The following is a 21,749-nucleotide window of genomic DNA, read 5'->3' as shown; positions in this document are numbered from 1 at the left end:
CGGCGCGTGGCAACCGAAGGGGCAGTCGAATTCAGCTCGCAGTGAAGGAAATTCTGACGCAGGCGGCGCGGCCCGATCGTTGGGGCACGCTCGCGCTGATGGACATTTCGCTGCGTTATCGGCGGACCGTGATCGGCCCGCTCTGGATCACGCTGACGCTCGCCGCCACGATCGCAAGCGTCGGCACGGTCTATGCCGCATTGTTCAAGCAGGACATCGCGGCCTTCCTGCCGTCCTTCGCGGTCGGCCTGATCGTCTGGACCCTGATCGCTACGACGCTCCAGGAGGGGTCGAACATCTTCGTGGCATCCGGTCATCTCATCAAGGCGGTGCCGGCACCACTGATCGTTCACGTCCTGCAGATGATCACGCGCAACGTCCTCATCTTCGCGCATCATTTGGTGATTGTCGCGCTGCTTTACGTCGTGATGCCCTGGCCGCTGCACTGGAGCATGCTGGTCGTGGTGCCCGGCTTTGCGATCTTGTTTCTCGCGCTGCTCGGTGGCGCGGTCGTGCTCGGCATGCTGTGCGCGCGTTTTCGCGACATCGGTTCGGCGATCGTCAGCGGGCTGCAATTCGTCTTCTTCCTCACCCCGATCATTTGGACCGAGGACAGCGTGCGCGGCACCTCGTTTCACTGGCTGACATCGGTCAATCCGTTCGCGACGCTGCTTGATCTCGTACGCCGTCCGCTGCTGTCGCAGCCGACCGATGCGCAGCAATGGCTGCTCGGCATGACTTACGCGATCGCCGTGGTCGCCATCGGCCTCAGCTGCTATGCGAAGTACCGCCATCGCCTGGCGTATTGGCTGTGATGCGCGCATGACGGCCACGGCCCACATCGTACTTCGCGACGTCTCGGTCACGTTCCCGGTGCTGACGTTCCGCGACCGATCGCTGCGCAGCCGGTTCGTCAGTGCCGTGACGCTGCGCCGGAAGCCGGCGGTCTCGCACATCGTCACGGCGCTGAACGGGATCAGTCTCGATATCCGCGCCGGCGATCGCCTCGCCATCATTGGCGCCAACGGCGCCGGCAAGACCACGCTGCTGCGGGTTCTCGCCGGCATCTACCACCCGACGGCCGGGAGCATCGACGTGCTCGGCCGCTGCCTGTCGCTGTTCGACCTGTCGGCCGGGTTCGATGAGGAAGCGACCGGCTACGAGAACATCATGCGGCGGGGCCTCGTGATCGGCGCGCGGCGTGCCGAGATCGACGCGCGGCGCGCCGAGATCGCCGAATTCACCGAGCTCGGCGACCGGCTCGACCTGCCGCTGCGCACCTATTCCAGCGGGATGATGTTGCGCCTGATCTTCGCGGTCGCAACCGCGGTCGAAGGCGAGATCGTGCTGCTCGACGAATGGATCGGCGTCGGCGACCAGCGATTCCGCAAGAAGGCGCGGCAGCGGCTGGACGAGATCGTCGCCCGCGCCGGCATCCTGGTGCTTGCCTCACATGACATTGAGCTGATCCAGAGCACCTGCAACCGGGCGATCCTGCTGGAGCAGGGCAGGATCATCGCGGCCGGCGCAACCGATGCGATTCTCGCGCAATATCTCGCGGGGTCGGGCGCGAAGAAGGCGTAGCGGTTCGAAGGATCCCCCGGACCGGGCAGGCTCCAGCCAAAATCGGCGAAGGCGGTTGCCTAACCCGTTGATCCCCTATATTGGTCCGCCCTTACGGGGCCACGTGGCGGAGTGGTTACGCGCCGGTCTGCAAAACCGTTTACTCGGGTTCGAGTCCCGACGTGGCCTCCATCATAAATATCTGATTTTTCAACGAAATTAGATTCCGGGCGTCTTCCGATGGGCGCGCCGGCGAGGCTCGCCGCGTGGTGCCCCCCGGGTTTGCCCGGGGCTGGCTGGAAACCCCCGATTCACGCCCGTTGGCATACACTTCGCATCTGCGAAGTGATGCGACTGACATCAACAAGCGCTGGAGCACCCGTGGGCGACATCGTCCGATTTGTCCCGAAGTCCGAGCTGGAGCGGGCTCGCCTCATCCGCGAGGCCCGTGCGATCTATGACAGCATCTTTCCATCGGCCGTACCCGACCGGGTGCCGCAGGATGGCGAGGAACGCGCCAAGACCTGATTGTCGCGGCGCCGGGTTTCACACAGCGCCTACGGCAAAACGCCGGAGAGGCGGGCGCTACGGCTCACCGTGAAAGCGGCCTCAGCTGGCCGCGTACCAGCCATCGGGGAACGGCAGGAGGGGCCAGGCGCCCTCGTTGTCATTGGCGGCCTTGGGCGTCGCGTCAAAACTCCACGAGCGGGGCACGAATTCCTCCTCCGGCGCGGGAGCCAAGTCTTCAATGACCATGGCGTCCCGGACGGCATCCAGCAGCAGATTGAATTCGGCTTCGCTTCTCATCGCACCCTCGCAGAACGCAGACGGCGCAATGTCGCAAGGCCGGTTTGTTACCCGGTTGAGCCGATCGTTCGCATTTTAGCGATCCGGCGATCGGGTCCCGATTGGTTAGCGATTTCTAAAGAAGTCCCGTCGGGAACCTACATTCGGGGCGAGCATCCCGAGTGTGAAAGAGATCACATCCTCGGCGGTTTATTTCTCTTAACTCCTTCGCACACCGGCCCAATGCAGGCCGGAGCGGGCAGGGCGGAACGGGAGACTGGTCATGAAGACGAGGTTCTTGCGGTTTGCGGGAGTGAAGAGCCGGGCGCGCCGCGCCTCCACGGTCGGGCTGTTCCTGACGCTGTTTGCCTCCGCCGCCCACGGGCAGGGGACAGCCGAACAGCGCCGGGCCTGCACGCCCGACGTCTACCGGCTCTGCGCCGGCGAAATCCCCAATGTCCGCGCCATCACGGCTTGCCTGCGCCGTAACCGGTCGAGCTTGAGCGAGGCTTGCCGTAGTGTGTTCGATCAGGCCGGCGGCTGACATACCGGCTCTGTGCATTTGTGCGCAGCAAGTGCCTCGTGAGGCCAAGCGAATCCGGCATAGTCGGCCTGTGGATATGCTGCGGACAGGCTGTGGATATCGCGGCGTCGGCGGGTAGATGCGTCCACCGCCCGTCAATTCTTCGTCAAGCGGCCTCACTGAGTGAGGCTTTGATCGTGCAGATATCTCTCCCAATCGAAACCATTTGATTCCTCCGAATTCGCCAATTGCGTATCTCGCCAATTCGCGCCCGAGCAGTTTTTGGGCAGCCGCCTGCCCAAATCGCAGGCCCCCTCCATCCAATTTTTTGTACGTCCGCGGACAAGCTTTCCCGTCGGCTCTCCCCCTAGGCTCGCTTCCGAGATCTGGAACATGGCCTTTGCCATGACAATTCGAAGGAGCGGGACATGGAGAGACGGGTATTGCCCCAGGCGCGGCGGGGAACGGCGCGCGCAACGCCTTGGCGCAAGCTCGCGCTCGGCGCCAGCATCGCCCTGGGCCTGGTTGCCGCAGCACCGCTGAGCGCACAGGCCGCGGCGCCCTCCGCCTGTGCCGCGCTGCAGGAGAAATATCCGGACTGGAAGGGCAAGACGCTCGTCAACGCGATCAACCCGCACACGCCGGGCTACGAGACCATCGATCCCAAGGATCCCAGCAAATACATCGGCTTCGACATCGATCTCGGCGAAGCCATCGGTGAATGCCTCGGCTTCAAGCTGACCTACAAGCCGGTGACGTTCGCGGCGCTGCTGACCACACTGGCCGCGGGCCAGGCCGACATCGTCATCTCCGACATCTACGCCACCAAGGAGCGTGCCAAGGCGGCCGACTTCATCACCTATTCGAAGGTGTTCGACGGCGTGCTGGTCGCGAAGGGCAATCCGAAGGGCATCAACGGCATCAATATGTCGATGTGCGGCGCGGCTGCCGCGGAAAACACCGGCTATGTCGAGGTGCCCCTGATCCAGGCCCTGATCCCCGAGTGCAAGAAGGCGGGCAAGCCCGAGCCGACCATCCAGCTCTACGACAACAACGCCAACTGCATCCAGGCGATCCTCGCCGGTCGCGCCGACACCTATATCAACGACGTCAACACGGTCGACAGCGCGGTGAAGGCCTATCCGGACAAGCTCGAAAAGGCGATCGCGGTGACGATCCCGTATTCCGTCGGCATCGCTGTGCCCAAGGACAAGCCGAAATTCCGCGACGCCGTGCTGGCTGCGCTGATCGAGGTGCAGAAGGCCGGTACGCATATGGAGCTTCTGAAGAAGCATGGGCTCGACGTGAACAACTTCAAGGAGCCGGACATCCTGACCGCCGACTGAGTGCGGCTTACTTCTCCCGACGAGGACAGGTTGGCGCGAAGCGACGGGTGAGGGGGCACTGCGAACTCCGGAGCAAGCGTAACCCCTCACCCGGATCGCGTCGGACGATGCGATCCGACCTGTCCCCAAGTCCCCAAGGGAGAGGTGATCAGCCCATCCACCGCCTTCGACCAAATTTGATCCCGCTCTCATGACGGCTGGCTGATGTCGCTGTTCCTTCACTATCTGAGCATGCCGTATCTGCTCGAGGGCATCGAGCTCACCCTCGAGGTGACCGCCCTCGGGCTCGGCGGCGGATTGATCCTCGGATTGATCCTCGCAGGGATGCAGCTCTCGCGCTTCTGGCTCCTTGCGGCAATCGCCAGGGCGTATACCGTGATCTTCCGCGGCACGCCGCTGATCCTGCAGATGGTGTTCGCCTACGACGCGCTGCCGCATATCGGCATCAAGCTGCCGGCGGTGCTGGCAGCCGGCCTCGCGCTCGCCTGCAACGAGGCGCCGTTCATAGCCGAGATGCTGCGCGCCGGCGTGCTCGGCGTGGATCGCGGCCAGCTGACGGCTGGCCAGGCGCTCGGCATGACACCGTCCGTCCTGATGCGCCGGGTGATCGCGCCGCAGGCCATCCGCACCATGATCCCGGCCTTCGGCAACGAGGCCGTCAGCGCCCTGAAGAATTCATCGCTCGCCTCCGTCGTCGCGGTGCAGGAGCTGACCCTGCGCTCGACGCAGCTGGCGTCCTCGACCTTCGATTTCTTCTCGATCTTCTTCGCGTCGGGTCTGCTCTATCTCGTGCTGACCGCGACCATCAGTGTGATCCAGCTCTTCGTCGAATGGCTGCTCGATCTCGACCGTACCACGCGCCGCGAGCGCAAGCTCGCCGACTATCTGCCCTGGCGCCGCGTCGATCTCGCCACCAAGCTCGAACTTGCCGATGCGACCGTCGCCGATCCAGATCCCGCAGAGCTTGCTGACACCCCGCCGCTGGCCCTGACGCGGGAGGAGCGTGCCCGCCGGGCCACGACCATCGCGCGCAACAATATCGCGGTGGAAGCAAAGGACCTCACCAAAAGCTACGGCCCGCAAAAGGTCCTGGACGGTCTCGACCTCACGGTGCGCGTCGGCGAGGTCGTTGCGCTGCTCGGTCCCAGCGGCTCCGGCAAGAGCACGCTGCTTCGCTGTATCAACCATCTCGAAAACTGGGACGCCGGCACACTGCGCGTCGGCGGACGCCGCCTCGGCTTCGACGAGAACGGCAAGCGGCTGTCGCCGCGCGCCATTGCCAACGAGCGCGCCAGCGTCGGCGTCGGCATGGTGTTCCAGCAGTTCAATCTGTTCGCGCATCTGTCGGCGAAGGAGAACGTCGCCGGCCCCCTGCGCTGGGTGCACGGCATGACCCGCATCGATGCCGACCGCCGTGCCACCGAATTGCTCGACCGCGTCGGTCTCTCGCATCGCGCCGACGCGCTGCCGCGGCATCTCTCCGGCGGCCAGCAGCAGCGCGTCGCCATCGCGCGCGCGCTGGCACCGAACCCGAGCGTGCTGTTGCTCGACGAGCCGACCTCCGCGCTCGATCCCGAGCTCGTCAACGAAGTGCTGGAGGTGATCCGCCGCCTTGCCATCGACGACGGCCTCACCATGATCATCTCGACGCACCAGATCCGCTTCGCCGACGAGGTCGCCGACCGCGTCGCGTTCCTGAGCGGGGGCGCGATCATCGAGGAGGGACCGGCGCACGAGGTGCTCACCAATCCCCGCAATCCGCTGACGGCGCGCTTCCTCAGTGTGATGGAAGCCGACAAGACGCCGGAGGCGGTGCGATGAGCGCCGTCGCCGCAGGATTCGAGACTCCCGAAGAGCCAGGTCAGAAGAGTTGAAGTCATGAAGCATGTCACGCTGCCGGTTTCGCCGAAGACCGTTCACTGGGGCTATTTCTCCAAGGCGGTCGCACCGGCCCTGACGCTGCGTTCCGGAGATCGCGCCACGATCGAGACGCTCACGCATCATGCGAATGACGATTACGAGCGCATGATCCAGGGCGATCCCGGCGCCGAGAGCGTGTTCCAGTGGACCCGGGAGCACAAGGCGGTGGCGCGCCGCGGCTCCGGCCCCGTCGAGGGCCCGTTCATCCGCGGCGCAGGCGAGGGGATCGGCGTGCATCTCCTCACCGGTCCGGTCGCAATCGAAGGCGCCGAGCCCGGTGACATTCTCGAAGTGCGCATTCTCGACGTCCGGCCGCGGCCGAGCTGCAGCGCCTGCCATGCCGGCCGCTGCTTCGGCTCCAACGTCGCGGCGAACTGGGGCTTCCACTACCACGATCTCATCGAGGAGCCGAAGCCGCGCGAGGTCGTCACCATCTTCGAGCTCGATACCTCCGGCGAGCCCTACGCGAAGGCCGTCTATAATTACGTCTGGACGCCGCAGACCGACCCCGACGGCATCGTGCATCCGACCATCGACTATCCCGGCGTGCGCGTCGATCACGCCACCATCAGGAAGCGCGAGAACATCCTCTCCAGCGTAAAGGTGCCTGCACGATTGCACTTCGGCACCATGGGCCTCGCGCCATCGGAAGCCGATTTCGTCAGCTCGATCCCGCCGAGCTATACCGGCGGCAATATCGACGACTGGCGCATCGGCAAGGGCGCGCGAATGTTCTATCCGGTCGCCGTATCAGGCGCCTATTTCTCGGTCGGCGATCCCCATGCCGCGCAAGGCGACAGCGAGCTCGGCGGCACCGCGATCGAGACCTCGCTGACCGGCGATTTCGAATTCATCCTGCACAAGAAGGCCGATCTGGCCGGCACCAATCTCGAAGGCCTCGACCACCCCATGCTCGAAACCGATCATGCCTGGTCGTTCTACGGCTTTACCTATCCGAACTACCTGGCCGCGCTCGGTGCAGATGCGCAAACCGAGATTGCCAATCACTCGAGTCTCGACCGTGCGATGCGCGATGCGTTCAGAAAACTCCGCCGGTTTCTGATGACAGTGCACGGTCTCAGCGAGGACGAGGCGATCTCGCTGCTGTCGGTCGGCGCCGATTTCGGCGTCACCCAGGTGGTCGACGCCAATTGGGGCGTCCATGGCACGATCCGCAAGAACATTTTTCGGTGCGACTAATGCGTTGAAGCGCATTCGCTATTCGGGATGAACGCGTGAAGGAGAACCCGCATTTGCGGCCCGTCGCTGCGACGGATGACCGCGCGCGTCTGGCACAGAGGTTGCTTCGATCCACTGCAATCTGGGTCGATCCGATGAGCTTCCGTCCGTTCACGAGCGAGTCCTACGCGCAAGACGACCGCCCTGAGGCCTGGCGGGACGTGCTGGCTGCGGTTGGCCTGCAGCCGGCGGGTGGTCACGGCCTCTTCGACGGACACGCGACCGCCTCGCACCGGCACGCCGCAGGCGTCGCGTTGACGCGCATGGCTGCGGGCGCGCAGAGCGTCGGTCCGCTCTCGCGAGCGAACGAGGAGCTGCCCATCGCTCTGATGCCGGTCGAGGACGGCATGGTGCTGAAGAGCGCCGGCAGTCATCGTATCGTTCCCGTCGGCCACCTCGTGCTGCTGCCGCGCAGCGGCGATTGGAGCATCGTGTTCCAGCGCGACATGCGGGCCATCGTGCTGTCGGTGACCTCGGAAGCGCTGCACGGGCGCCTTTCGGGCAAGCCGCGGCTCGGCGAGCCCCGGGTCGTGCCGACCACCGGCTTTGCCGACGTGTTCTCGCGCCTGCTGGATGCGGCCGCGCGCACGCTCGACACGTTGAGTGACGCCGAATGGAATTCGCTCGCGCAGTCGCTCGTCGATCTTCTCCTGACGCTCGCGCATCAGCTGGCGGCGTCGACCTCCGATGCCGGATCCAGTGCGGCGCAGGCCGCGCTGCTGCACCGGATCTGCCAGACCATCGAGCGTCGCCTCGACGATCCCGACCTGGTGCCGGCCCGCGTGGCGCAAGCCGAGGGCATTTCCGAACGCTATCTGCAAAAACTGTTCGAGACGGTCGGCGACAATTTCACTCACTACGTTCGCGAGCGACGGCTTCAGCGTGCCTGGGCCGACCTGTCCAATCCGACCGAGGCGCATCGTTCGATCTCGGAGATCGCCTACGCCTATGGCTTTGGCGATTCCGCGCATTTCAGCCGCGCCTTCCGCCACCGCTTCGGCCTGCCGCCGCGCGAGTTTCGCCAGCAGGAGGCCGAGCGCGCGACGTTGCAGCACGGAACCATCGGTCAGCGCGGCTGGCCGCAGGACGCGCTGGCACAGCTCCGCGCGCATCAGACCGGTACGGAGGCGCGCAGCAATGTCTGCCTCGCCGACTTCGATGAGCCGAGAGTTGAGGGTCGCAAGCACCATCATCTCCCGATCGAAGCCAACCGTGTTCACTGGGGCTATTTCAGCCGTACGCTGCAGCCACAGCTCGAGATCGCCTCGGGCGATACCATCACCATCGAGACGCTGACCCAGCATGCATCCGACGACCCCGAGCTGATGATCGCGGGCGATGCCGCCGCTGAAAGCGTGTTCGGCTGGACCAAGGCCAGGAAGAACGTGGATCGTCGCGGCGCGGGTCCGATGGATGCCAGCGTGTTCGGGCGCGGTGCCGGCGAAGGCTTTGGCGTGCACATCTGCACGGGTCCCGTGGCGGTGGAGGACGCCCAGCCCGGCGACGTGCTGGAGGTGCGGATCCTCGACATCGTGCCGCGCGCAAGCCGTCATCCAGAACATTCAGGCCGCGTGTTCGGCTCCTCCGTCGCAGCCTGGTGGGGCTATCACTACAACGAGTTTCTCGCGGGTCCGAAGCCACGCGAGGTCGTGACGATCTACGAGATCTTCGACGACACCGACGCGCCGCACGCCCGCGCGCTCTATTCCTACCGCTGGGAGCCGCAAACCGATCCGTTCGGGGTGGTGCACGCGGCCTATGATTATCCCGGAGTTCCAGTGGCGCCCGGCACGGTCAAGCGCCGGCATGCCGTGCTCGACGGCATCAAGATTCCCTTGCGGCCGCATTTCGGCGTGATCGCGGTGGCGCCGCGCGAGGTCGATTTCATCGACTCGGTGCCGCCGTCCTATTTCGGCGGCAATCTCGACAATTGGCGGCTGGGGAAGGGGTCAACGGTCTATCTCCCTGTTTCGGTCCCCGGCGCGCTGTTGTCGGTCGGCGATCCCCATGCCACGCAAGGCGACGGCGAGTTGAGCGGCACCGCGATCGAATGCTCGATGACCGGCACCTTCGAGGTGATCCTGCACAAGAAGGCCGATCTTGCCGGCCAGCCCTTCGCCGATCTCTCTTATCCCCTGATCGAGACTGCGACCGATTGGGTGCTGACCGGCTTCAGCCATCCGAACTACCTCGCGGAGTTCGGCGCCAAGGGGCAGAGCGAGGTCTACGCAAAGTCGTCGCTCGATCTCGCCATGAAGGACGCGTTCCGCAAGATGCGGCGCTTCCTGATGAACGTCAAAGGCCTCAGCGAGGACGAGGCGATCGCGCTGATGTCGGCCGCCGTCGATTTCGGCGTCACGCAAGTCGTCGACGGCAATTGGGGCGTGCACGCCATCCTCAGCAAGCGCCTGTTCCAGGACGCACCTTAACAAGGACATTCTCGGTGAAATTCCACATGATTAGCGGCGGCCCGAAGCCGGTCGCACCCTTCAGCCACGCCGTGGAGACCGACGGCTTCGTCTTCGTCACCGGCCAGATGCCGGACACGCCGCAAGCGCCGGGCGTACTGCCCGACGGCATCGTCGCGCAGACCCGCGCGGTGATGGAGAACTTGAAGATTGTTTTGGCGGGGCTCGATCTCGGCTTCGATCACGTCGTGATGACACGGATCTATCTGACGCGCTTCAAGGAAGATTATGCGGCGATGAACGAGACCTATCGCACGTACTTTCCGACGGACCGCCTTCCAGCCCGCACCTGCGTTGGTGTCACTGGCTTGGCGTACGACGCCTTGATCGAGATCGATCTGGTCTGCCGGCGGCCGTAAGAGCAGCGTAGGGCGTTAGCGAAGCTTAATCCGCGCCATCCTCGCCGCGGAGGTGAATGCTGCGGATGACTCTTCGGCCAATCCGCCCTACGTCCTCCTACGGCGCCTGCGTTCCAACTTCGCGCGAACTTTCCCTAAAATTGCAACCCGCGCGTGCAGGAAGTCTTGATCGGCGGTGATCTAGAGGTGATGGCCCGCATTTGAACGCGGCCCCGGGCGACAGCGACCAATCCCTGGAGTGCACAAGGATCAGTGGAACGTGATCGTACCCTCTCTTCCTAAAGCACTAAAATGGTGCTTTGGTGCTTTCCATGAGCCAGTCGCCCCGAAACGCGCCGTCTGCGCTGCGTTACAGGCTTGCCCCTGACCCGGCCGCCAAGGCCGCCTTGGAGGCGACGTTTGAGGCCTATGACCGCATGATGGAGATCCTCGATGAGGTCGCGCGGAGCCACAATGTCGGCTCTAACGTCGTGCTGCTCCATGCCCACGCCTATGAGCCGATCCGCAAGGCAACGGCGCTGCCGTCGCGCCTGGTGACGCTGGGCCTGCGCGACCGCGCCGAATACCGCGCGGCGCAGGGCCGTCGTCTACCGCTCGACGACAAGCTCGCCAAGATCAAGGGCCCGGCCACCATTTCGATTGCGACCGTGCAAGGGCGCTTCAGCGTGCCCTTCGATTACGCCGGCTACGCCGAGGGCTGGGGGCAAAGCGTGCCCGCACGCCTCATCCGCACCGACGATGGCTTCGAAGTTCACTACGGCGTCACGCCGAACACTCTGCCAGAGGAGGAGAACGCTATGGATACCATCGCTGCCGCCCCCGACAATTTCCTGTCCCGGGTCGGACGTCTGATCGCCGGCATCGCCTATGACGCGATCGAGCAGGCGGAGGGCAAGAACAAGCTGAAAGTGGTCGGCCAGGCCATCCGCGAGATCGAGCACGCCGAGAGCGAGGCGCGTGATGCGCTCGCCGCTGCGCGTGCCGAGGAATACCGCCTCAACGCGCGCCGCACCGAGATCGAGCGCGAGATGGCCGATCTCGCGACCAAGATCGAAGGGGCGATCACCGACGGGCGCGATGACCTCGCCCGCGCCGGCATCGCGCGGCAGATGGATCTGGAGGCGCAATTCGAGGTGCTCTCCCGTGCCATCGACGAGAACAACGAGAAGATCGAGCAATGCGTCACCTCGCTGCGTGCGGTGCTGTCAGCGCTCCAGGATGCCGAGCAACGCCGCGCCGATCTCGAAAAGAGCGAGGCTGCCGCAAGCCATCAGGCCTCGACGTCGTCCCGCAAGCGGGGCGGCAGCTCCGCGGCCGCGAAGGCGCTGCGCGCGGGCAGGGCCGTGGCGCGGGCCACCGGGGTGCCACCCGGAATCCCATATTCGAGCGACATCGACGAGCTCAGCGCGCTTCATCGCGACAAGGAAATTGCGGCGAGGCTGGCGCGGCTGAAGTCGCGCTCCTGAGTGCCGTGTCATGAGCGCCCTGCTCGAACACGTCATGATGCCGGAGGTGCGGCCGTTCGCAATCGCGGCGGCCATGATCCTCATCGTCGGCTCGATCGAGGTGGTCTCGATGCTGGTCGGGGCCTCCTTGAGCGAGATGCTCGGCACCAACATCGATTTCGGTCATCCCAGCGACAATGGCGTCATCAACGCCATCTCATGGATCAATGTCGGCGGCGTGCCGCTCCTGATCTTCCTGCTGCTGTTGCTCGGCGCCTTCTCGATCAGCGGCTTCCTGATCCAGGACGTCGCGCGGATGGTGGCGGGGCCCTTGCCAGCGACGGCCGCCTCGATCGGGGCCTTGGTGGTGTCGGTTCCCCTGGTCCGCGCCGCCAGCCGGGCCATCGCGCGGGTCATCCCGAAGGACGAAAGCTACGCCGTCGGCCTTGGGGATCTCGTTGGCCGCATCGGCGAGGTCGTCATCGGACCGCTCGACCAGGGGCCGCCCGGCAAGGTCAGCGTCGCCGACATCCACGGCAACCGCCATTTCGTCTGGGCGGTCGCCGCTCCGTCATCTTCGCCCCTGCCGCAGGGAACCATGGTCCTGCTGGTCGATCGCGACGGCACCCGCTTCGTCGCGGTGAAGGCCGACGATGAACTCAAACCGTCCAAGCCCACTCTAAGCAGCTAGCAAGCCATTATCGGAGAAAGTCATGTTCGACATCGCAGTCCCGGCCATGATCGGCGTCGCGCTGATCGTCGTTCTCGGGATCGTCTTCACCATCCTCTACAAGCGCGCCACGCGAGACGAGGCCTTCGTGCGCACCGGCCTCGGCGGCAAGAAGGTCGTGCTCGACGGCGGCGCCATGATCCTGCCGATCTTCCACTCCTATGCCAGCGTCAATCTGAAGACCTTGCGCCTCACCGTCGAGCGCAAGGAGCGGGAATCCCTGATCACCAAGGACCGCCTGCGCGTCGACATCGTCGCCGAGTTCTACGTCCGCGTCCGCCCGGACGAGGAAAGCATTGCGCTGGCCAGCCAGACGCTGGGCGCGCTGACCAACGACGCCGAGGCGCTGCGCAACCAGGTCGAAGCAAAGTTCGTCGACGGCCTGCGCTCCGTCGCTGCGACCATGACCATCCTCGAGCTTCAGGAGAAACGTTCGGACTTCGTCAAGCACGTCCAGTCCACGGTCGAGTCCGACGTGAAATCGAACGGCCTCGAGCTGGAGTCGGTGTCGCTCACCAAGCTCGACCAGACCGACGTCAAATTCTTCAATCCGGAAAACTTCTTCGACGCCGAAGGTCTCACCCAACTGAAGACGGTCACTGAGACCCGCCGCCGCGACCGCAACTCGATCGTGCGCGACAATGAAGTGGCGATAGCGCAAAAGGATCTCGAGGCGCGGCAGCAGACGCTGACCATCGAACGCACCAAGAAGGAAGCTGAGCTGTCGCAGGAGCGCGACATCGCCAACAAGACCGCGAGCACGCGGGCCGAGGTCGCGACCGCCACGCAAACAGCGCGCCTGACCGAGGAGAACGCCCGTATCGATACCGACCGGGCCGTCGCCGAGAAGGAGGCGGGCGCCAAGCAAGTGAAGGAAACGGCCGTCATCGAGTCCGATCTGGCGATCAACAAGCGCAAGACCGACGCGCAGCGCGAGATCCAGATCGCCACGCAGGAGAACGAGATCCAGATCGCCTCCAAGAGCAAGCAGACCTCGGAGGCCGTTGCCGAAGCCAAGGCGGCCGAAGCGCTCGCCGTTTCCGCGGAGGAAAAGGTCGTCACCGCGCGCGCCGTCGAGGTCGCCGACCGTGCCCGTCTCACGCAGGTGCTGGCCGCGCGCACCGAGGCCGAACGCAAATCGACCGAAGTGATCGTGGCGGCCGAAGCCGAGAAGAAGGCAGCGCTCGATCGCGCCGAGGCCACCAAGACGCTGGCGACGGCGGAAGCCGAGTCCAACAAGATCAAGGCGGTCGGCGTCAGGAACATCGGCGAGGCCGAGGCCGCCATCATCACGCTCAAGAACGAGGCGCAGAACAAGCTCGGCGCCAACGTGATCGACTTCGAGCTCGCCAAGAAGCGGATCGAGACGATGCCGTCGGCGCTGGCCGAGATGGTCAAGCCGATCGCCAACCTCAAGGACGTCCGTATCCTGCACACCGGCGGTGCGTTCGGCGGCAACGGCGCCGGTGGAGGCAATGTCGGCTTCGGCGAAGGGCTCGCCGGCGAGCTGCTCAAGGTGCACGCGCTGCGTCCGATGATCGACGAGATCCTGCGCCAGAGCGGCTTTGCGCCGGGCGATGATCCCGTGAAGGCGCTGGTCGGCGCCGTGACCGGCAAGAGCAACGGCGCCGCGGTGCCGGCGCCTGCGGAGAAGACAAACTCTGCCGACCTATGAATGCCGGTTCATTGCTGCGGAGAATTCGAAACGATAAAAAGGCTGGGCGCGTCTCGCGTCGCGCAAGCGTCCTGGAGTGCCGGTCGATCGTGTCCTGAACCCATCGATCGCGCTCCGGACGTGTCTTGAGGCAACGCTTTTCGTTGCCGTGGCGCCTGCGCCGGTCGACGCGGGGCGCCGAGGCCTGTTTCGATCGGAGGATTTTCACATGAAATATTTTCTGTCCGGATTGATCGCGGTCGGTCTTTCGATCGCCGCCATGCCATCGTTCGCAGCCGACGCACGCAACGTCACGGTCGTCAACGAGACCGGCTATGCCATCAAATTCCTCGGCTTCAACGCACCGGACGATGGCCTGGACGAATGGGATAACGAGCTCGACAAGGTCTTGCAGAACCAGACCAGCACCTATGTCGAGTTCGACGAGGACGACGAGGGATGTGTCTGGAACATCCGCGTCGACTGGCAGAACTACGACGAGTCCGTGCTGTGGAAGAACGTCAACCTGTGCAAGATGACCGCGCTTCGGCTGCGCTACGATCCCGGCACCAAGACGACCTCGTTCCTCGCGGAATAGCGGCCGGCCAATATTGCCCGGAGACGATGGCCCGGAGGAGGGGCCGCTCAGGCCCTTCCTCAAGTACGTTCGGATGGTGACGAATTCGTCCTTTGCAAGCGCAAGCGGCTTTGTTATACGCAGCCCCGCGCGAACGAATGGTTCGCCTTTTCCTCGGTAGCTCAGCGGTAGAGCATCCGACTGTTAATCGGATGGTCGCTGGTTCGAATCCAGCCCGGGGAGCCAAATCTTGCCGCAAATTCAATGATTTATGGTCGCACCCTCATGTGGCGCGAGACGTCGTTGCATTGCTTTCTGAGCAGCGCCTTTACGAAGGCCGCCCGGAATCATCTTCAAGAGGATGTGTGCACGGGCGCCGTCGGGCCATGAGGGCGGCGCCAAATCGACTCAATTGAAATCGAGGCTTGGGGTTGCCGGATCTTTACGGAGCTGATTCCCATGCGAGACATCCAGGTCGACCGTTCGCACATGGCCCCTTCGATTCTCCCGGCTGACGTTCCCGCACTGAGCGACGACGAATGCCTCGCCTGTCTGGCCCGTGCGGTCGAGACGCCCGATTCGGCAAGGCTGGATGAGGTCGCCGCTCTGATCGGCCGCCTCGCGGTGGCGATCGAATAATCCTTCCGGTCCCTGAAGCGGTAAGATGCGGAAGCCTTAGCCCGCAGGCGAACGGCCGTGTTGCGTTTTGGCCGTGCATGCTCCAAAGATGCCGCGAATTTCGTCCGCGGCTTCGTCCGCATTGCAGGGTCCGCAAATGTCCGGTTTCTCGACCGCGCGCCTCAAAATGGTCGATGGCCAGGTGCGCACCAATGACGTCACCGACCGTCGTGTTCTCGATGCCATGCTCACGGTTCCGCGCGAGGCCTTCGTGCCGGCCGGCAGGCAGGCGCTGGCTTATCTGGACCTCGACCTCGACGTGAGCGAGGGCACCGCCAAGCGCTTCCTGATCAAGCCGCAACTGACCGGCAAGCTGTTGCAGGCCGCCGAAATCGGCGAGGGCGACAACGTGCTGGTGGTCGGCTGCGCCACGGGATACCTCGCCGCGCTGGCAGCCAGGCTGGCGCGCCAGGTCACCGCAACGGAATGCGATTCGGCTCTGGTCGCGAAGGCCAGGGATGCCTTCGCGTCCCTGGGGCTTGCCAACGTCACCTGCAAGGCTGCTGCCTGCACCGAGGGCGATCCTGCCGGCGCTCCCTATGACGTGATCATCCTCAATGGCGCTGCCGAGGTGAAGCCGGAGGCGTTGCTCGAGCAGCTGAAAGAGGGCGGGCGTCTGGTGGGGGTCTCAGCCGAATCCAAGCCGCCGCGGGCCATGATCATGACCCGTACCCACGGTGAGTTCGGCCATCGAACCTTGTTCGATGCCGCAGCCCCGGTCCTTCCCGGGCTCGAACGAGCGGCCGCCTTCGTCTTCTGATGGCCCAATTCCCGTTAAAATCCCGTTCTGAATCAGAAGTGTGGCCGGGATGCTGCACGTGAAGAGTTTCCACCGAGAACTACGCTGAGGTAGTTCCGTCGCGCCAATCCGCATCCTATGTTGCGGCGGGGCAACGACTCCACTCGGTAGACGGTAACCCAACTCGCGGGCACGAGTTGGGCGTTAGAATGAACGGAATTTTTGGGATGCATGGGGTGAAGCTCTTCACCGGAGCTGCGGTTTCGGTCCTGCTGCTCGCGCTTGCCGGGCCGACGCCTGCCTTGGCGGACACGATCGAGGCGGCACTGGTGCGCGCCTATCAGAACAATCCGCAACTCAACGCACAGCGTGCCCAGGTGCGATCGACCGACGAGAACGTGCCTCAGGCCTTGTCGGGTTATCGCCCCAAGGTCAATCTGACCGTCACCAGCGGCAATAGTTATCAGGATATCCAAACGCAGCAGAAGGGTGCGATTGTCACGACTGACCTTCAGCCCAACAGCGCCAGCCTGACCGTCAACCAGACGCTCTACAACGGCAATCAGACCGCCAACAGGACACGGACGGCGGAGAGCCAGGTATCTGGCTCGCGCGAAGCGCTGCGCAGCCTGGATCAGAGCGTCCTGCTGAGTGCCGCCACGACCTACATGGACTACCTGCGCGACGCGGCAACCCTCGAAGTCCAGCGCAGTAACGTGCGGGTGCTGGAGCAAACGCTGAAGCAGACCCGCGACCGCTTCAATGTCGGCGAAGTGACGCGCACTGACGTTGCGCAATCGGAAGCGCAGCTGGCTGCCGGCAAGACTCAGGCCCTGACTGCCGAAGCGAATCTCAACACGACCCGTGCCGCCTTCCGTCGCGTCATCGGCAACGAGCCGTCGAACCTCGCTCCAGGCTCGCCGGTCGACCGATTCCTTCCCGCGACGCTCGCCGCGGCAGTCGAGCTCGGCTTGGTCGAGCATCCCGACGTCACGTCCACGATGTACGGCGTCGATGTCAATTTCCTGCAGGTCAAGGTCGCCGAGGGCGCGCTGCTGCCGACGGTCTCGGTCCAGGCGACCGTCAGCACGGCCTACCAGCAGACCTTTAGTGTCTTCCGGACAAACACCGCGTCCGCCATAGCGACTGCCTCCGTGCCGATCTTCCAAGGCGGCGCAGAATATTCACTGATCCGCCAGTCCAAGGAAAACCTCGCGCAGCAGCGCCTCAACCTCGAAAAGATCCGCGATCAGGTTCGGGCGAACGTCGTGCAGTTCTGGGGTTCGTTGCAGGCCGGCAAGGCGCAGGTGCAGTCGGCGCAGGCACAGGTGACGGCATCCGAGATCGCGCTGAACGGCGTGCGTGAGGAGGCCAAGGCCGGTCAGCGCACCACGCTCGACGTGCTCAATGCGCAACAGGCGCTGGTCAATGCGCGCGTTGCGCTGGTGACCGCACAGCACGACCGCGTCGTCGCATCCTACAACGTTCTCGCCGCGGTCGGCCGTCTGGCGCCGCAGGTGCTCGGCCTTGCGACCACGGTTTACGATCCCAGCGTTCACTACCATCAGGTCCGCGACAGCTGGATCGGCGTGCGCACGCCCGACGGGCGCTGATTCCCGTAGGTACCCGGTTGGCCTCGCGAATAGCCGAGGCCGACCGGTGCTTTGCTTGCAATCGTCAAAATCCCTGACATAGCCTTGCCAAGATGATGCGAGTCGATTCGCCTCGCATTGATGCCGTGTGCGTAAAGCTTGAGTGCCGGGGGCAGGGGCGCACCGCCGCACGTTGAGCCGTGATCTGGGGACAAGTCGGGCTGCCGCGACGAAAATGTCGGGCCACTCGTTGCGGAACCGGCCAATCCCGCCCTGCTTGGTGTAAAACAACGCATGCGAGGGCGTTGATGATGTGGAGTCGGAGATGACGCAGCCTGCAAAGGTCACAGAACCCTCGATGGAGGAGATTCTGGCCTCGATCCGGCGCATCATTGCCGACGATGAGGCCAAGCCGCCGCCGGCCGAAGCCGCCAAGCCCGAGAAAGCTGCAGCCCCCGCCGCGCCACCAAAGCCGCAGGCGATGACCGATATTCCGCCATCCAAGGTCGCACCGGCCAAGCCGGCCGCCGAGAAGCCCGCGCCGGCCCCGGCCGCCAAGCCGGCTCCGCCGCCCGCACCTGCGGCGGATGCATCGCCGAACAGCCAGGACGACATCGACGCGCTGCTGGCGGGGCTCGATGCGGCCACGCCTGCGCCCGAGGTCCGCGCGCCTGAGCCCGAGCCCGAGCCGGAGCCTGAACCCGACGTGCTCGAATTGACCGACGACATGGCGATGGATCCCACGCCGCCTCCGCCGCCGCCGAGCTTCCGCAAGGTCGAGCCGCGCGACGATCTCGAATTCGCCGAAGCCCCGCCGCCGCGTCCGACGCCGCCACCGTCTTACGCGCCGGTCGATTTCGATGCCCCGCCGCTGCCGCCGCAGCAGCCGATGCTGGCGCAATCGACGGTCTCGGCCGTCGAATCCGCGTTCAACTCCCTGGCCCATACGGTGCTCAGCAGCAACGCTCGGACGCTGGAGGATCTGGTCAAGGAGATGCTGCGTCCGATGCTGAAATCCTGGCTCGACGACAATTTGCCGGCCATGGTGGAGCGCATCGTGAAGGCCGAAATCGAGCGGGTTTCGCGCGGCGGCCGCTGACCCGCCCCTGCGGCCCCGATAAAGCCCTGCTCCTGCGGCATATTCGGCCTGCGGACCGGGCCGGAAAGCCGTTGCCGCTGAGCTTCCCGTTGACTTGACCCGCACACGCGGCTTTCTAGCGCCCATGATCGAGAAAAATTACCAGCCCGCCGATATCGAAGCCCGCATGTCCGTGGTGTGGGAGGACAGCCTTGCCTTCAAGGCCGGCCGTCCCGACCGCCGCGACGCCGTGCCCTTTACCATCGTGATCCCGCCGCCGAACGTGACGGGCTCGCTGCATATGGGGCACGCCCTCAACAACACGCTCCAGGACATCCTGTGCCGGTTCGAGCGCATGCGCGGCCGCGACGTGCTGTGGCAGCCCGGCACCGACCATGCCGGCATCGCCACCCAGATGGTGGTCGAGCGGCAGCTGATGGAACGCCAGCAGCCCGGCCGCCGCGAGATGGGCCGTGAGAAATTCCTGGAGCGGGTCTGGCAGTGGAAGGCCGAGAGCGGCGACACCATCATCAACCAGCTCAAGCGCCTCGGCGCCTCCTGCGACTGGTCGCGCGAGCGCTTCACCATGGACGAGGGCCTGTCGAAGGCCGTCGTCAAGGTGTTCGTCGAGCTGCATCGCGATGGGCTGATCTACAAGGACAAGCGGCTGGTGAACTGGGACACCAAGCTGCTCACCGCGATCTCCGATCTCGAGGTGCAACAGACCGAGGTGAAGGGTCACCTCTGGTATCTGCGCTATCCGATCGAGGGCAAGATTTTCAGCCCCGAGGATCCCTCGAGCTTCATCGTCGTCGCCACCACGCGCCCCGAGACCATGCTCGGCGATACCGGCGTTGCCGTGCATCCGGAGGACGAGCGCTATCAGAAGCTCGTCGGCAAAAACGTGATCCTGCCGCTGGTCGGCCGCAAGATCAAAATCGTCGCCGACGACTATTCCGATCCTGAGAAGGGATCGGGCGCGGTGAAGGTGACGCCGGCGCACGACTTCAACGATTTCGAGGTCGGCAACCGCCACGGCCTCGCCCGCATCAGCGTGATCGACAGGGAAGGTTGTCTCGATCTCGTCGACAACGAGGACTATCTGCGCGACCTGCCTGAGGGCGCCGCGCAATTCGCCGAGGAATTCCACAAGGTCGACCGCTTTGTCGCGCGCAAGCGCATCGTCGAGCGGCTGGAATCGTTCGGCTTCGTCGAGCGGATCGAGCCGCACACCCACATGGTGCCGCATGGCGACCGCTCCGGTACGGTGATCGAGCCCTACCTGACCGACCAATGGTACGTCGACGCCAAGACGCTGGCAAAACCAGCGATCGCGGCGGTGCGTTCGGGCGAGACGTCGTTCGTGCCGAAAAACTGGGAAAAGACCTATTTCGACTGGATGGAGAACATCCAGCCCTGGTGCATCTCGCGCCAGCTGTGGTGGGGCCACCAGATCCCGGCCTGGTACGGGCCGGACGGCAAGGCGTTCGTCGCCGAGACCGAGGAGGAGGCGATCAGCCACGCGCTCGGCTATTACGTCGAGCAGGAGGTCATCACGGCCGAGCAGGGCCGCGAGATGGCGCTCGACCGCAACAAGCGCGAAGGCTTCATCACGCGCGACGAGGACGTGCTCGACACCTGGTTCTCCTCGGCGCTGTGGCCATTCTCGACGCTCGGCTGGCCCGACGACACGCCGGAGGTGCAGCGCTATTATCCGACCAACGCGCTGGTGACCGGCTTCGACATCATCTTCTTCTGGGTCGCCCGCATGATGATGATGGGCCTGCACTTCATGAAGGAGGTGCCGTTCTCGACCGTCTACATCCACGCCCTCGTCCGCGACGAGAAGGGCGCCAAGATGTCGAAGTCGAAGGGCAACGTCATCGATCCGCTCAACCTGATCGACGAATATGGCGCGGACGCGCTGCGCTTCACGCTGGCCGCGATGGCCGCGCAGGGCCGCGACATCAAGCTCGCCACCAGCCGCGTCGAGGGCTACCGCAATTTCGCGACCAAGCTCTGGAACGCCTCCCGCTTCGCCGAGATGAACAACTGCGCCGTGCCCGACGGTTTCGAGCCGGCGAAGGCGACGGGAACGCTGAACCGCTGGATCGCGCATGAATGTGCGCACACCACGCGCGAGGTGACCGAGGCGATCGAGGCCTATCGCTTCAACGATGCGGCGGGCAGCATCTACCGCTTCGTCTGGAACGTCTATTGCGACTGGTATGTCGAGCTCGCCAAGCCCGTGCTGCTCGGCCCGGACAGCCCGGCCAAGGACGAGACCCGCGCCATGGTCGCCTGGGCGCGCGACGAGATCCTCAAGCTGCTGCACCCCTTCATGCCCTTCATCACCGAAGAGCTTTGGGAGGTGACAGCCAAGCGCGACGGGCTCCTTGCGCTGGCTCCGTGGCCGCTGAAGCCGGCCGAGCCGACGCCGGAACAGCTGGCGATGCTCGCCGCGGCGGCCGGGCCGACCGATCCGCTGGTGTCTCCGATGCTGGTCATGCCGATCTTCGACCACGCGGACTTCAGCGATCCCAAGGCGGAGGCCGAGATCGGCTGGGTGATCGACCTCGTCACGCAGATCCGCTCGGTGCGCGCCGAGATGAACATCCCGCCGGCGACGCTCACGGCGCTGGTGCTTGCGGGCGCCTCGGCCGAGACCCGCGAGCGCGCGCCGCGCTGGACCGACGTCATCAAGCGCATGGCCCGCCTGTCCGACATCTCCTTCGCCGACAGCGCGCCCGACGGCGCGGTGCAGTTGCTGGTGCGCGGCGAGGTGGCCGCACTGCCGCTCAAGGGCGTGATCGACGTCGCCGCCGAGCGGTCGCGTCTCGACAAGGAAATCGGCAAGGCCGATGCCGACATCAAGCGCGCCGAATCGAAGCTGGCGAACGAGAAATTCGTCGCCAACGCGGCGGAAGAGGTCGTCGAGGAGGAGCGCGAGAAGCGCGAGGCCGCGCTCGCGCGCAAGGCCAAGCTGCTGGAGGCACTGGAGCGTCTGAAGCAGGCGTCCTAGCCTCGGTGTCATTCCGGGGCGGCTCAGAGA

18 protein-coding genes, 2 tRNA genes and 1 pseudogene are annotated in these 21,749 nt (G+C 64.8%); 20 read left to right on the top strand and 1 reads right to left on the bottom strand.

The genetic code is table 11. The features are described 5' to 3' along the window. Positions 1 to 41 precede the first annotated feature (41 nt). The 4 genes and pseudogenes from UNPF46_RS14100 to UNPF46_RS37485 all read left to right on the top strand — a co-directional run bounded on the left by UNPF46_RS14100 (position 42) and on the right by UNPF46_RS37485 (position 2,091). The gene (locus UNPF46_RS14100) at positions 42 to 815 is read left to right on the top strand and encodes an ABC transporter permease (RefSeq protein WP_246668648.1); all 774 of its coding nucleotides are present in this window, start codon (positions 42 to 44) and stop codon (positions 813 to 815) included. Between the two features lie 163 nt (positions 816 to 978). Next, positions 979 to 1,584: pseudogene (locus tag UNPF46_RS14095) on the top strand (ABC transporter ATP-binding protein); the annotation flags it as partial. Positions 1,585 to 1,681: 97 nt separating this feature from the next. After that, a tRNA-Cys gene (locus UNPF46_RS14090) sits at positions 1,682 to 1,755 on the top strand. Between the two features lie 189 nt (positions 1,756 to 1,944). Beyond that, positions 1,945 to 2,091, top strand: a complete 147-nt coding sequence (locus UNPF46_RS37485) for a hypothetical protein (protein WP_174718951.1) — start codon at positions 1,945 to 1,947, stop codon at positions 2,089 to 2,091. Positions 2,092 to 2,172: 81 nt separating this feature from the next. Here UNPF46_RS37485 and UNPF46_RS14085 read toward each other — a convergent pair whose 3' ends face one another. Beyond that, positions 2,173 to 2,370, bottom strand: coding sequence for a hypothetical protein (locus UNPF46_RS14085; RefSeq protein WP_100177484.1), 198 nt, complete (start codon positions 2,368 to 2,370; stop codon positions 2,173 to 2,175). A gap of 262 nt (positions 2,371 to 2,632) precedes the next feature. On the opposite strand from UNPF46_RS14085, the gene UNPF46_RS14080 reads away from it, so the two are divergent. The 16 genes from UNPF46_RS14080 to UNPF46_RS14005 all read left to right on the top strand — a co-directional run bounded on the left by UNPF46_RS14080 (position 2,633) and on the right by UNPF46_RS14005 (position 21,719). Then, the gene (locus tag UNPF46_RS14080) at positions 2,633 to 2,893 is read left to right on the top strand and encodes a hypothetical protein (RefSeq protein ID WP_100177483.1); all 261 of its coding nucleotides are present in this window, start codon (positions 2,633 to 2,635) and stop codon (positions 2,891 to 2,893) included. A 407-nt stretch (positions 2,894 to 3,300) separates the two neighbouring features. Next, positions 3,301 to 4,218, top strand: a complete 918-nt coding sequence (locus UNPF46_RS14075) for an ABC transporter substrate-binding protein (RefSeq protein WP_142250404.1) — start codon at positions 3,301 to 3,303, stop codon at positions 4,216 to 4,218. A 204-nt stretch (positions 4,219 to 4,422) separates the two neighbouring features. Then, entirely contained in the window at positions 4,423 to 6,039 is a 1,617-nt protein-coding gene (locus UNPF46_RS14070; protein ID WP_100177481.1) for an amino acid ABC transporter permease/ATP-binding protein, read from the top strand. Between the two features lie 57 nt (positions 6,040 to 6,096). After that, a complete protein-coding gene (locus UNPF46_RS14065) occupies positions 6,097 to 7,338 on the top strand; it encodes an acetamidase/formamidase family protein (RefSeq protein ID WP_100177480.1) in 1,242 nt (413 codons plus the stop codon). Between the two features lie 134 nt (positions 7,339 to 7,472). Continuing rightward, a complete protein-coding gene (locus tag UNPF46_RS14060; RefSeq protein ID WP_181769927.1) occupies positions 7,473 to 9,806 on the top strand; it encodes an acetamidase/formamidase family protein in 2,334 nt (777 codons plus the stop codon). A gap of 14 nt (positions 9,807 to 9,820) precedes the next feature. Next, positions 9,821 to 10,204: a RidA family protein gene (locus UNPF46_RS14055; protein WP_100177478.1), complete on the top strand. Its 384-nt coding sequence runs from the start codon at positions 9,821 to 9,823 to the stop codon at positions 10,202 to 10,204. 302 nt (positions 10,205 to 10,506) lie between these two features. Further along, positions 10,507 to 11,670, top strand: a complete 1,164-nt coding sequence (locus UNPF46_RS14050; RefSeq protein WP_142250402.1) for a PspA/IM30 family protein — start codon at positions 10,507 to 10,509, stop codon at positions 11,668 to 11,670. 10 nt (positions 11,671 to 11,680) lie between these two features. Beyond that, positions 11,681 to 12,340: an OB-fold-containig protein gene (locus UNPF46_RS14045; protein ID WP_142250401.1), complete on the top strand. Its 660-nt coding sequence runs from the start codon at positions 11,681 to 11,683 to the stop codon at positions 12,338 to 12,340. 22 nt (positions 12,341 to 12,362) lie between these two features. After that, entirely contained in the window at positions 12,363 to 14,054 is a 1,692-nt protein-coding gene (locus UNPF46_RS14040) for a flotillin family protein (RefSeq protein WP_100177475.1), read from the top strand. Between the two features lie 208 nt (positions 14,055 to 14,262). Next, positions 14,263 to 14,631 carry a hypothetical protein gene (locus UNPF46_RS14035; protein ID WP_100177474.1) on the top strand — a complete coding sequence of 123 codons (369 nt, stop codon included), beginning with the start codon at positions 14,263 to 14,265 and terminating at the stop codon, positions 14,629 to 14,631. 150 nt (positions 14,632 to 14,781) lie between these two features. After that, positions 14,782 to 14,856: transfer RNA gene (locus UNPF46_RS14030), tRNA-Asn, on the top strand. Between the two features lie 213 nt (positions 14,857 to 15,069). Next, positions 15,070 to 15,249, top strand: coding sequence for a hypothetical protein (locus tag UNPF46_RS14025; protein WP_100177473.1), 180 nt, complete (start codon positions 15,070 to 15,072; stop codon positions 15,247 to 15,249). 136 nt (positions 15,250 to 15,385) lie between these two features. Continuing rightward, entirely contained in the window at positions 15,386 to 16,048 is a 663-nt protein-coding gene (locus UNPF46_RS14020; RefSeq protein WP_142250400.1) for a protein-L-isoaspartate O-methyltransferase family protein, read from the top strand. A gap of 206 nt (positions 16,049 to 16,254) precedes the next feature. Then, the gene (locus UNPF46_RS14015) at positions 16,255 to 17,640 is read left to right on the top strand and encodes a TolC family outer membrane protein (RefSeq protein WP_142250399.1); all 1,386 of its coding nucleotides are present in this window, start codon (positions 16,255 to 16,257) and stop codon (positions 17,638 to 17,640) included. Positions 17,641 to 17,944: 304 nt separating this feature from the next. Then, positions 17,945 to 18,718, top strand: a complete 774-nt coding sequence (locus UNPF46_RS14010) for a PopZ family protein (protein ID WP_181769926.1) — start codon at positions 17,945 to 17,947, stop codon at positions 18,716 to 18,718. A 124-nt stretch (positions 18,719 to 18,842) separates the two neighbouring features. Continuing rightward, positions 18,843 to 21,719, top strand: a complete 2,877-nt coding sequence (locus UNPF46_RS14005; RefSeq protein WP_142250397.1) for a valine--tRNA ligase — start codon at positions 18,843 to 18,845, stop codon at positions 21,717 to 21,719. The last annotated feature ends 30 nt before the right edge of the window (positions 21,720 to 21,749 follow it).

Origin of the sequence: Bradyrhizobium sp. UNPF46 (assembly GCF_006658625.1) — a bacterium.
In the GTDB taxonomy this organism is placed as follows: domain Bacteria; phylum Pseudomonadota; class Alphaproteobacteria; order Rhizobiales; family Xanthobacteraceae; genus Bradyrhizobium; species Bradyrhizobium nitroreducens.
The sequence above is the reverse complement of the archived record's forward strand: the minus strand, read 5'-3'. Positions and strand labels throughout refer to the sequence as shown.